Below are 12387 nucleotides of genomic sequence, written 5' to 3' on the forward strand. Positions count from 1 at the left end.
ACCCGCTCCCGCGCCGGAACGACTCCCGGCGCGGAACCGTTACTTCAGCGAATCCAGAATATTGCGGAAAAATTCCTGCGCGCGGCGGCAGTCCCCGTCATCGGGGTGCCTGGCCGCCTCCTCGATGCGGGCCTTGCGCTCCGGCGTCATGGGATGCACGTTGCCCGCCATTCTCGCCATGACTTCCAGCACCTTGGGATCGATTCTGCCCTGGCAGAGCCAGGAACCGCATACGCTGTTGCCCCGGGCAGGCTCAAGGGCCAGCGCCTCGCCCTTTTTCATGCATTCTTTCGCATGGTCGGAATCGGGCCACGCCCCCAGCGTGCCGAAAAAGGCCAGACGCGCGTTCCGTATTCCTTCCAGCCAGGCGCGGGATCTGCCGTCGGGCATGCCCTTGTCCACCCAGTAGCCCAGAGCCACCAGATCATACCCTTCCACCGAGGAGGGGGCCTCTTCCACGGGGAACATGTCGCATTCGGGCAGAACGGAGGATACGGCCTGCGCCACTTTCTTCGTATTGCCGGTAAGGGAGGAGTACACAACAAGTGTTTTCATGCATCATCTCCTGGAATAAAAAAATGGTGATTAATGAGCCGTCATCATAAAGGCGGAACTCTGCCGCTTCAGGCGGCAAGGTCTTTTCTGAGCTTCAGGAAGGATTCCTTCACCGAGGCAATGACGACGTGATTCTCGCGCCCGGCATAGATGGAGAAGACCACCCTGCCTTCCGCATTGAAGAACTGCACGGAATGACTTTCCAGCCCCATGAAGGGCATGGAAAGGAAGGCGATATCCGTTATGGCGTCGGCCTTGATATGACCGCCGAGAGCCTCATCTCCCATGAGGTTGTAATAGCCGTGTCCCGGCCTGCCCGCGGGAATACGGCACTTTACTTCCAGGACGTGACCTTCGTGCTGTACGATGAAGGTGGCCTTCTCCCATGTGCCGAGGGCCTCCCACACCCGCGTGAAGTTTTCCCCGCCGGTGAAGGCGCACATCTCTCCGGGCAGAGCCCGGGCCACCTCCTTTTCCGAAACATGGAATTCCCGGGCAAGAGAAGACAGCATCCAGGGCTTCTTCTGCATGAGGGCGGCACTCACCGCCTGAGAAAGAGAAACGTCATTGCAGGAACCGTTCATGGGGCATCTCCTTTTTTTCGCTCTCCCCGACGCCCTTTGCCAGGGGCAGACGCAGTGCTCGCGTACAGGAAAGCTTCATAAGTTCAAGATCATGGGTAATCACCAGCACGCAGGCTCCCCTTTCGGCAAGAAGCTCCAGCGCCCGGGCTATGCGCAGCATGTTGCCGCCGTCCAGCCCGCTGGTGGGTTCGTCCAGAATGAGGACATCCGGTTTCTTGGCAAAAGCGCAGGCAATGACGAGGCGCTGCTTCTCTCCGCCGGACAGCGACTGCGGGTGTCTTCCCGCAAGGGGGGAAAGGCCGAACATGTCCAGAAGCCTCTCCACGGAAAAAGCCTCTTCCCCGCAGAGCCCTTTGGCATCACTCAGACGGCGGGCCAGCTCCAGACAGACTTCCAGTTCCTGCGTCACGGTTTTCATGTGCAGCTGATGATCGGCGTTCTGCAGCACGATGCCCACGCGGCCGAGAAGCGCCTCCGGGGCAATACCGGCGCCGTCGATGAAAAACCTCCCCTCCCTCGCCCGGTTCAGCCCGGTGAGCAGGCGGGCCAGCGTGGTCTTGCCCGCGCCGTTCTCCCCGATGAGGGCCGTCACGCCGGGCCGAAGAGAAAAGGAGACTTGATGAAACAGATCCGCCTGCCCCTTGTAGGCGAAAGAGAGTTCTTCCACACGAAGGCCGCGTTCGCCGCTTCCGTTCTCCCCTTTGTGCGTGGGCCTGTTCTCCGGCAGAAGGCGACGCACGTCCTCCACATGGCAGTCGCGCAGGCCGCAGGCTGCACGCAGCCCCTCGTCTTCCAGAAGAGCATAATTCCCCATGGCGCATATCTCGCCCTTCTTCATGACGAGCACGCGGTCGGCCACGCCTTCCAGCCAGTACAGCCGGTGATCCACCACCAGGATGGCCATGCCGCTTTCCTTCAGGGCTCGCAGACGGCAGGCCAATTCCACAGTGGCTTCCGGGTCGAGGTTGGCCGTAGGCTCGTCGAGCACCAGAGCGCGCGGCTCCTGCGAAAGAATGGAGGCAAGCCCCACCTTCTGCTTCTGCCCCTCGGAAAGCTCATGAATGGAATGATGAAGTACGGGGGAAAGCCCGAAGGAATCCGCAGCGCGGCGTACCTTCTCCCGCGTTTCCTCCGCGGCTAGGCCCCTCCATTCATGCACGAAGGCAAGCTCGTCCTCCACCCCCAGGGCGAAGAACTGCTGCTCCGGGTCCTGAAACAGCGTGCCCACCATGCGGGAAATATCCTTGAGCGGCATGGCGGAGGTATCCCTGCCGTCGATGAGCACGCGCCCCTTCAATGTTCCCCGGAAGTAGCCGGGGCAGAGACCGTCGGCAAGGCGCATGAGCGTGGTCTTGCCGCAGCCGCTCTCGCCGGAAACCAGCACCAGCTCGCCGGGTCGCACATGCAGATTGATGTCCTTCACGGCGCAGGCATCGGAAAAGGGGTAGGTATAGGTGACGTTTTCAAAGCGTATCATGTGTTCTCCCGGCACAGGCCTTCATCAGCGCATGCCCATGCTTTCGCCGCCCCATACGGCATGGCAGTACAGGGCGAGCGCCGCAGCGGCCACGGCCAGTACCACAAGCACGGTATCGCGCCGCGTCCATGCTCCCGCCCGGAAAGGCACGAAGCGCCCGCCCGCCTCCAGTCCCTTGAGTTCCGCCGCAATGCCCAGTTCCTCCGATGTTCTCAGCGAACGGAACAGAAGCGGAGCAAACAGAAGGCGCAGCATCATGAACGGATGGCGGCACATTTCCCCGAAACCGAGATTGTAGCCGCGAATCTTCAATGTTTCTGCCACCTGGCGGATGTCGTTCATGAAGGTGGGAATGAAGCGTATCATCACCGCGCCGGGAATATAGATGCAGAAAGGCAGACGCAGACTTTTCAGCGCCGTAAGCAGTTCCTGTATGCGGCAGGTGAGCGCAAGGGGCAGCACTACGTTCAGCATGACGGCTCCGCGCAGAAACGGCACGGCAAGCCCCCTGAAGGAAAAGGGCATGGCCGGCATGAGAGAGGATATGCCGAAGGTGAAGAGCGTTGCGATGCCCGCCATGACGCCCAGCACCGCGTATGCGATAAACAGCGCGCGAAGGCGGCGCAGGGAAAGCGCATAGAGAAAGGAAACCGTAAATAGCACCATCTGCCCCTCAAAGGAGGATACGGCGATGGTGACCGCCGAACTGAGCAGGGTGACGAACATGCGGGAACGCACGTCGAACGCAGATCTTTCCACCGCTTTCCCGCCTTTGCCTTCCCAGGGCCTACTGATGAATGATGCCTGCATGGCGCAGCTCCCTTACCGCCCGTACACCGGAAAAAAGTCCCCCCACGGAGCCCAGGTAGCCTATGGCCACAAAAGGCACCGCCATGACCATCATGGCCGGGTTTTCACGCAGGAACAGCCACGACACGCCGAGGGAAAGCACCTTGCTCACGATGTCGAACACCGCCGCGCCGATGACCGCGTTTCTGGCCCCGCCCGCCGTACGGCCCGGCCACATGGCCGCTTCCGCCGCAAGTGCGGCAACGAGCATGGGCGGCAGGAGCGTGACGCTCGCGCCGAGCAGCAGCATGCTCACGATGATGTTGATGACGGTGAAGAGCAAAAGCGTGCCCGGTCTGTGAACCTTGCACAGCATGACCACCAGAAGCGTGGTGAAAACAAGGTTCTTGCCCATGAGACTTATGGGGTTCATGCCCCCGCCTGCGAGCGCCACCAGAAGCGTGGCGACCTTGGAAGCCGCGGCGAACACGCCGATGACCACCAGTTCCCGGGCGCTCCAGCAGGAAAGAAATCGCGTCATGGTTCTTCCTTCTCGTCAGGAAAACATCCCGCCGTGCCGGGCACGGCGGGAACACGGCCGGGACAGCCCCGGCCGTACCTTTTCTCAGAACTTGTAGCTCAGCTTCACGTTGGCGTGGAGGCCGGGCTCAAGAATGGCCGTATTATACTGATAGCGCTTGTCGAAAATGTTCAGCACTTCCGTAAGCACGGAGAAGCGCTTTTCCTTGCCGAAATCGAAGCCCAGCGCGATGTTGGCCGTGGTGAAGCCGCCGAGATCGTAGTCGCTTGCGCCGGAGGCGGAACGGTACACGGTTTCGGACTGGCTGCGGCCGTACACGTCGGCACGGAAATCCACGGTTTCGGTAAGAGCTCTGGCATAGCGCACGCCGTAACGGCTCACCCATTCGGGCGTGGCGGTATCATAGGTCTTCCAGCCGTTGCCGTCGTCGTACTGACGGCGCATCCAGGTAAGCGTGGCATAGGGGGTGAAATCGCCCCAGGCCGTGGCGAAACGGTAGCTTGCCGACAGTTCGGAACCGAAAGTTCTGGCGTCGGCCACATTGGTGTAGGTGTAGACGCTGCTGCTGCCGGGTACGAGCACGGAGGCGATGTAATCGTCGGCAAGGGAGTAGAAGAAGGCCAGATCGAAATTCAGATCGCCGTGATTGTAGCGCGCGCCCACTTCAAAGTTGTTGGAGGTTTCGGGATCGAGGTTCGGGTTGCCGTAAATGGTGCCGCCGCCCATGGCCGTGCCTATGTACTTTTCCGTAAGGTTCGGCACGCGGAAGCCCTGCGCCCAGCTTGCGCGAAGAGCAAGGTCTTCTATCCCCGTCCACACGAGGCCCACGTTGAACACGGGACGGGATTCGGAACTGTCGCCGAGGGCGGCGCCGCCGGAACGCTCGCCGTTGTAGTGCGACATGGCCATTTCCACCACCTTGTCGCCCATCATCATGCCCATGCCCGCATAGCCGGTCCTGTATTCATCGCCGCGGGTCAGTTCCGTGCGCACATGGATCCAGCGCACGCCGTAGGTAAGGGCCAGATTTCCGGGAAGCTGGCTTTCCATGGAGGCGAACAGCGACTGATTGAGCTGGCTGCCGTCGTAGAACTTGGTGGTGCCGTATCTGCCTATCATCCCCATGGTGGGGCTGCCGAAGGGCAGGAACATATCCATGTCGGTACGGCCTTCGGAATCGAGCCTGTCGTAGTTCAGCTCATAGCCTGCAACAAGGTAGTTATCCGCGCCGAGCTGCCAGTCGGTCTGGAGGGAAACGCCCCTGCTGCGGATGATGTTGTGGGCGTAGTTGTCCATGATGACGTGCCCCTCGCCCTTCATGGTGACGGGCATGCCGTTGTAGGAGTACGACTCTCCGGTATGTACGGCCTGGCCCACATAGTTCTGCATGTCCTTTTCGTTCTTCTGATAATAGGCGTCGAAGCGAACACGGGCGAGATACTCGCTTATGTCCCGGCCTTCCGCGAACATGTAGTACTTGGTGCGCGCCCACTTGGGCACCTTGACGAAGAAGCGGTTCCCGTCCGTATTGTTGCTCATGGCCGTGGAGTTGAAGGAACCCTTATAATAGTCCAGGCCCGCGCCCATGGTGAAGTGTTCGGAAAAGTCGTAGCTCAGGAAGGCCGAGGCGTCGGTCTGACGGAAATTCGTATTGTCGAGCTCCCCTTCGGGCGTATGGATGTCTCCCTGATCGGAATGGGAGCCGGAAAGGCTGTACTTGAGACCGTCGAGATTGCCGCGCACGGCCATGCCTTCGGAAAAACCCCGGGACGCACCGCTGTAGCCCGTCCAGATCTCGCCTTCCACGGGCTTCTCTCCACCCTTTTTCGTGATGATGTTCACCACGCCGCCGATGGCGTCGGAACCGTAAAGCACGGAAGCCGGGCCCTTGATGACTTCGATGCGTTCGATACGCGAGGCGTCGATGAGCATGGGCGAACCGGACATGGACTTGTGCTCGGAAATCTTCTGCCCGTCGATGAGCACCAGCGTACGGAAGGCGTCCTCACCGCGGATGGATATGCGCTTGAGGCCCTGGGAACCGTCGTTCTGTATCTGTACGCCGGGCACGTCCTCCAGAAGTTCGCCCACGGTACGAGCGCCGGAACGCCGCACATCCTCGGCCGTCATCACGGTCACGCTCATGGGAACCTGCTGCAGCTCCTTTTCCACTCTGGTGGCGGTGACGTACACGTCCCCCGCCTTCACGGCGTCTTCCGCATGGGCATACGGAACCCCGGACAGCGCGCAGGCCAGAACAGCGAAAGACGCGGCCCACGTCGTCGATTTCATTTTCATCATCCAATCCCTCTCGTTGGCGTTTCCCCTCGGGAAACGGACGTATATGCAAGGCGCGCCCCTTGTCGCACCTTGTGCGGCGACCCTTCCCTGCCCTCCCGGAAGGGCCGCCGTTCATTACTTATGCTCATCCAGCGTATGCTTCAGAAAATCCTGCAGAAGCTGGGAAAGATTCACCTGCCAGAACTGGCCCGCAAGCGTGAGCACCATCGCGCCTTCGCGCATTTCCACAAGCCCGGCGCGCGTCCACTGTTCCAGCAGAGGCGCAAGCGAGGCGACCACCTCTACCTGAAAACGCCGTTCCAGCCCGGCCAGATCCACCCAGCCCTGTTCCATGGCCGCGGCCACGGCGCGGAAAAAGTAAAAATGAGGATCGGGCCGCGTAAGCATCATGACGGGCTTGCGGCCCGCGTTCACCATGTCCTGCCAGGTCTGATAGCTGCTCTGATTGAGGTAGAACCAGCCTGCGAGATTGCCGCCCGCACCGGGGCCGAAGGCAAGGCAGTTCGCGCTGCCCTTCACCTTGAGATTGTACAGATTGCGTTCGCGGCTGGTGCGCGCCCAGTGCGTCAGAGAAAGGCGGCGGTAAAAGCGCCTCTCAAGCTCCTTCACCGCGGCGGCGAACATGGCCGACTGCATGGGAACATCGGCGGAGGCGGGAAGCCGCCCCTCACTGATGGCTCTGCCGAGGGGCGTCTGCCCGTAGACGTTGAGCTGGTAGCAGTCCATGCCGTCCAGCTCCGCGGAACAGGCGACGGCGATGTCGTCCATCCACACGTCCATGCTCTGCATGGGAAAACCGAAAATGAGATCCACAATCACGGCGGCCTGATTGTAGCTCTTCAGAAGTTCCAGCCGGCGCAGCACCTCTTCCTGCGAGGCAAGGCGACCCATGGTGCGGCGTATCTTCGTGCTGAAACTCTGTACGCCCAGGGAAAAACGGTTGGCGCCTCCCGCAAAGCAGGCTTCCATCTTTTCCGGGCCGAAGTTGTGCAGCCGCCCCTCCACCGTCATCTCGCAGTCGTTGGCAAGCGGCAGATGCGTGCGCACGGCCTTCAGCAGACGTTCCAGGTCTTCCGCCTCCAGCGCAGTGGGCGTGCCTCCGCCGAAATACACGGCATGGACGGGCCCCTCGTTCTGGGCGCGTCTTTTTTCCCACAGGCGGAGTTCTCTGATGAGTGTATCCGTATAGCGGGCGCTTTCTTCCCGGCTGTAGCCCTGATTATAGAAACCGCAGTACAGGCAGTGCGTTTCGCAGAAGGGCACATGAATATAGGCCACGCTGTCTCCCCTGCGGGGGACGTCCAGAAGCTTCTCAAGGCTCCCCTCAACATCGGAAGGAGCCACCATGTTCCCTCCCACTCCGGGGTGAACCGCAATCTTCCCGTCGAAGGCACGGGAAAGCGGATCCACCCCTTCCCTTGCGAAATACTTTGTCAGGCTCCAGGCCTCCCCCTCTTTCCCGGAAGCGGTAAAGGCCATGCCGTTCATGCGCATATCTTCGGAATCTATCCGCTCTTCCCGAATCTGTTCTCTGGCGGCGTTCATGTGTTCCTCTTTGAGTTTTCGCGAGGCGTACAAAAGTTATACGGCTCAAACTTTTTTTCGAGTAATATGGAAATTGAAATTCATTGTCAACTTAAAAATACCTTTTCAGGTCGATCACTGTGCATATTCCGCCGCAGGCGGCATCCGGGCAGGGCGAGGGAAGAAAGAGTCGCCGGAAAAAATCCCCGAAACCGGTGAACTTCCGCTTCCGTCGAAAACGCCGTCCACGGCGAAATATGCCGGAAAACGGATGCAACAATCCGCAGACTCTCCGCTCCGCGGCACAGTCATGTATCATTCATATACATGTATCGTTAATACATGTATAAAAAATATACAGTTCCGACTTTTTCACAGCCTTCTTCCCGTTTTTATGATAGTATATTTTTCATGGCACGGCTTTTGCATGTGTTTTTTATCACATTTCTTTTCCCCCTACAGCGCAGGCATTCCCGCAGCCGCCAAGGCTGCTTTCCTGCCGCGACCTCTGTACTGCGACAAGGAGTTTTCCATGATACGACAGTCTTCCATTCTTTCCGCGTTTCAGCAGCTTTCGCATCTGGCGGGGCCGGGCGCTCCCGTATGCGCCTGCGTAGCCGACGAACACGGCTTCATCCTCGGCTATACGCAGATGGACGGTTCCTCCTCCCGTTCCTTCACCATGGCACGGGCCAAGGCCTATACCGCCGCCCGCATGGGCCAGAGCACGGCGGACTTTCATGAACGGCTGGTGCGCGAAAAGCTCTCCCTTGCCGACTTCGGCGACGGACTCATGACTTCCGTACAGGGCGGCGTGCCGCTGCGCGATGAAAACGGAAAAATCCTGGGCGGCGTCGCCGTATCGGGACGACGCCCGGAAGAGGACGAATCCCTCGCCCGGCATCTTGCGGCAATGCTCATTTCCTGAGGAACCTTTGCGCGGAGCATTCCGCCCACTCGGAAGCTTTGCATGAAAAAAAGTTCAACCCACAGGCATAACAAGCTATTTCATTGAAATCCGTTCCGTTTTGCATCACACATGTCCAGGTGAGATTCCACCCCGGATGTCTGCATCATTTCTGCAGGAAACGGCGTCCGCCGGGAACGATGACCGCGGAAAACTTCCGGCGTCAACGGCATCTGCAAGAACGGGAACGGCGTGTGCGCCGTTCCCCGCTTCATCCGTGCCGAACCGGGCGCTGTCTTCAAGAGCGTGTATAACCCCTGTATTCATCCGCTCTCATTCGTCTTACGGAGGAACATATGTCCGGCGAAAACCCTACCTGCAACAACCTGCTGGCACTTCGGGAAGCCTTTAAAAAATACGAACCCATCGACCGCTCCCAGGTGAGACCCTTCATTCTCGCTTCCTGGGAACGCTGCCGCGCCTGTTCCGACAGGCGCAGAATAGAAAAACCCGTTTCTCCCGAGTTTCTGGCCGATGCCCTGAAGCGGAACCACGAACTTCTGGAAAGCTCGGTTCCCATCATGGAAAAACTCTTCTCCTCCATCAGCGCAGCCCACAGCGTCATCGGGCTGGCCGACAGCTCGGGACTCATCCTGCACATCGTCGGCCATGAAGAGGACATCAACGCCCTCTCCGTATTCCAGAAAGGGCTTTTTGCCACGGAAGAACACTCCGGCACCAACGGCATAGGCACGGGGCTCGTGGAACAGCGAGCCATTGAAATCATAGGCGCGGAGCACTACTACGGCAACGCCACGGAATGGAGCTGCTGCAGCTCTCCCATCTACAACGAAAACACGCTGGTGGGGATACTCAACATTTCCATCAACGTGGAAAACCATCATCTGCACACCATAGGCATGGTGGAGGCCGCGGCCTATGCCGTTTCGGAACAGCTCAGACTCCGTCTCCTTCTGAAGGAGCAGAACGCCATGCTGGAGTTTCTGGATGAAGGCGTGCTCATTCTGGACGGAGAAGGACGCATCCGGGCCATGAACAACAGGGCCAGGGCCATGCTCGGAACAGGAACGTCCACCGGCAGCGGTTACCCCGTGGGCGCGCACCTTGGCGAAATCATCCTCTCCGGCGAAGGACTCGACGGTATGCTCGCCGCACGAAGACGCATCAACGACAGGGAAACCACACTCAAGCTGGCGCACGGAGCTTTTCAGTACGCCGTTTCCTGCGCTCCCATCGAAGACGGAGGCTCCATCATCACCCTGCGCAGCATCAAACGTATGCGCGAATACGCCACGCGCATGATGAGTTCCGGCGCGGCCTATTCCTTTGAAAACATCGTGGGCGATTCCACCGCCATACGCGAAGTGATACGCCTTGCGCGACGGGCCTCTCAAAGCGACATCACCACACTCGTACTGGGGGAATCGGGTACGGGCAAGGAACTCTTCGCCCAGTCCATTCACAACGCCAGCGCCCGAAGCGGAGGTCCCTTCGTGGTGGTGAACTGCGGTGCCATTCCCAGAACGCTGCTGGAAAGCGAGCTTTTCGGCTATGAGGACGGCGCCTTCACCGGAGCCAGAAAGCAGGGCAAACCCGGCAAGTTCGAACTGGCCGACGGCGGCACCGTGTTTCTCGACGAGATAGGCGAACTTCCTCTGGATGCTCAGGCAAGCCTGCTGCGCCTTCTGCAGGAAAACGAGGTCGTCCGCGTAGGCGGCACCACGGCAAAACACATCGACATCCGCGTGCTGGCCGCCACCAACCGCGATCTTGAGGAGGCCGTGCGTCAGAAAACCTTCCGCAACGATCTGTACTACCGCCTCAACGTGCTCACCATCACCATTCCGCCGCTGCGCGACCGCAAAACGGATATACGCCTGCTTTCCGCCTTCTTCCTCGACAAGTTCTCCCGCGCTCTGGGCAGGCCCGGCGCAGGCTTCACCGAAGAAGCGCTGGAAGCCCTGTCCCTCTACTCATGGCCGGGCAACGTCCGCGAACTGGAAAACGTGATAGAACGTACCATCAACATTTCCGCCTCGCCGCTCATTCAGGTTTCCGACCTTCCGGCCCATATTCTCCAGAGCCGTTCTCTGGAAGCTCCGGTATCCTATTCCCAGCCCGCATCCCGGAACAATCTGCTGAAGGCGCAGGAAATGGAAACCATCATGGAAATGCTCCGGCAGACGCGGGGCAACATGCGTCTTGCCGCCCAGGAACTGGGCATAGCCCGCTGCGTTCTGTACCGCAAAGTCAAGCAGATGGGCATGACGCCCGACATGTGGCGGAACAAATAGCCCTTTTTCCGCCCCTCATGTCTCTTGGAGATACATGTTATCTGATACATGTCTCTCCAAGAGACGAAGAGACACTCCCCCCGGCATGCGATACATATTTCTAACCTGCCGGATTATCATGCTTTCGTAAACTTTTTCACTTTGGCACGCTTCTTGCTTTTAAGGAGACAACTCTCAAAGACAGGAAGCAGTCCATGTATCGTTACGCCCGCATCAACATGTCCACCGGCAACGTCCGGGTTTTCGACCTCCCCAGGGAACGATGGATGCTCGGCGGCCGTGGGCTGATAAGCCAGGTTCTCTATACGGAGATGAACCCGGGCGCCGATCCGCTCAGCCCCGGCAACGTGCTGGTGCTCGCCTCGGGCATGTTCGCAGGCTGCCCCCTTTCCTGCTTCGATGAAGTTTTCCTCGGCGCGAAAAGCGCTTCCACCGGGCAGATGCAGATACTCCGCTTCATGAGCCGCGCCTCGCGGATCATGGCTTCCATGAACATGCGCCTCGCCATCATCGAGGGCCGCCCCTCCACGGAAAAACAGTACGTTCTCGTCATGGACAGGGGACGCGTCGAACTGCAGCCCGTAAGCGAACTGCTTCCCGGATCTTATGAAGAGCTCGGCAGCTATGCCCTCAACGAGGGCCTGCACCGGCATTTCGGCGGCAACGCCTGCATCATGTCGTGGGGACATGCCGCCGCCGTGGGGAGCCCCGAAGCTTCCCTGCTCGTTTCCGGTTCTTCCGACAATATATTGAAGAATATCCCCGGCCTGGGCCTGAGCGCCGTCATGGCCGCCAAAGGATTGCGGGCCATCGTTCTGCGCGGCGGAGCGCCTCTTCTTCCGCAGAAAACGGCAGGCGGCCGGGCGGACAGCATCTGCCGCGACACGGCATGCCTGCTCCGCTGTGCAAGAGTCCACAACGATCTGGAACATACTCCCTACGGTCAGGTCAGCCTCTGCCGGGCCTGCATGGAAAGCACCCCGCCGCCCTGTCTGGAAAGAGTATGCACCGATCTCGGCCTTTTCCCGGACGGTCTTTCCCCGGAATTCGGCGAACTCTCCCTTGCCGATGAAGATGCGCTGCGCCGCCGCCTCATGGAACGCTGTCGTGAGAGAACGGATGCTGCAGATGCTGTCTTCCCCGGAGAGGACGCCGCCTTCGAGCAGGCCGGAGCCGCCTTCGACAGCATGGGTCTGTGCCGAAACGCCCTGCCTCCTGAAGAACAGGAACGGACGCTGACGCTCATGGCGGATCTCGCCCGCGCCGTCTACGGGGGCGAGTGGAGCAGAGACTCGCTTCTGCGCATGGGCGCGGAAACCATCAGCAGGGAAAGGGCGTTCAACGACTGGGCCGGCCTTCAGCCTGCGGAAAACGAATAACCCGCCCTTCACGGA

General features: G+C 59.8%; 10 protein-coding genes. 3 read left to right on the forward strand and 7 right to left on the reverse strand.

The genetic code is table 11. The annotated features are described in order from the left end of the window. Positions 1–39: 39 nt before the first annotated feature. The 7 genes from CZ345_RS14810 to hutW all read right to left on the reverse strand — a co-directional run bounded on the left by CZ345_RS14810 (position 40) and on the right by hutW (position 7792). Positions 40–555, reverse strand: coding sequence for a flavodoxin family protein (locus tag CZ345_RS14810; protein WP_077073837.1), 516 nt, complete (start codon positions 553–555; stop codon positions 40–42). A gap of 68 nt (positions 556–623) precedes the next feature. Continuing rightward, a complete protein-coding gene (hutX, locus tag CZ345_RS14815) occupies positions 624–1139 on the reverse strand; it encodes a heme utilization cystosolic carrier protein HutX (RefSeq protein WP_083717505.1) in 516 nt (171 codons plus the stop codon). Next, complete coding sequence (locus CZ345_RS14820) at positions 1120–2616, reverse strand: ABC transporter ATP-binding protein (RefSeq protein ID WP_077073838.1); 1497 nt, start codon at positions 2614–2616, stop codon at positions 1120–1122. Before CZ345_RS14820 ends, hutX begins: the two co-directional genes overlap by 20 nt. Before the next feature lie 24 nt (positions 2617–2640). Then, the gene (locus tag CZ345_RS14825; protein WP_239446705.1) at positions 2641–3375 is read right to left on the reverse strand and encodes an energy-coupling factor transporter transmembrane component T family protein; all 735 of its coding nucleotides are present in this window, start codon (positions 3373–3375) and stop codon (positions 2641–2643) included. Between the two features lie 28 nt (positions 3376–3403). Beyond that, on the reverse strand, positions 3404–3946 hold the full coding sequence (locus tag CZ345_RS14830) for an MptD family putative ECF transporter S component (RefSeq protein WP_077073840.1): 543 nt from the start codon (positions 3944–3946) through the stop codon (positions 3404–3406). Between the two features lie 84 nt (positions 3947–4030). After that, positions 4031–6244: a TonB-dependent receptor plug domain-containing protein gene (locus tag CZ345_RS14835; RefSeq protein ID WP_077073841.1), complete on the reverse strand. Its 2214-nt coding sequence runs from the start codon at positions 6242–6244 to the stop codon at positions 4031–4033. 117 nt (positions 6245–6361) lie between these two features. Beyond that, positions 6362–7792, reverse strand: a complete 1431-nt coding sequence (gene hutW / locus CZ345_RS14840; RefSeq protein WP_083717507.1) for a heme anaerobic degradation radical SAM methyltransferase ChuW/HutW — start codon at positions 7790–7792, stop codon at positions 6362–6364. Between the two features lie 511 nt (positions 7793–8303). Here hutW and CZ345_RS14845 point away from each other — a divergent pair. From CZ345_RS14845 to CZ345_RS14855, 3 genes are all read left to right on the forward strand, one after another. Next, positions 8304–8699, forward strand: coding sequence for a GlcG/HbpS family heme-binding protein (locus CZ345_RS14845; protein ID WP_077073842.1), 396 nt, complete (start codon positions 8304–8306; stop codon positions 8697–8699). A 335-nt stretch (positions 8700–9034) separates the two neighbouring features. Beyond that, positions 9035–10993 carry a sigma-54-dependent Fis family transcriptional regulator gene (locus CZ345_RS14850; RefSeq protein ID WP_077073843.1) on the forward strand — a complete coding sequence of 653 codons (1959 nt, stop codon included), beginning with the start codon at positions 9035–9037 and terminating at the stop codon, positions 10991–10993. A gap of 194 nt (positions 10994–11187) precedes the next feature. Beyond that, a complete protein-coding gene (locus CZ345_RS14855) occupies positions 11188–12372 on the forward strand; it encodes an aldehyde ferredoxin oxidoreductase N-terminal domain-containing protein (RefSeq protein ID WP_077073844.1) in 1185 nt (394 codons plus the stop codon). Positions 12373–12387: the final 15 nt, after the last annotated feature.

This window comes from Mailhella massiliensis (genome assembly GCF_900155525.1).
GTDB classification, from domain to species: domain Bacteria; phylum Desulfobacterota; class Desulfovibrionia; order Desulfovibrionales; family Desulfovibrionaceae; genus Mailhella; species Mailhella massiliensis.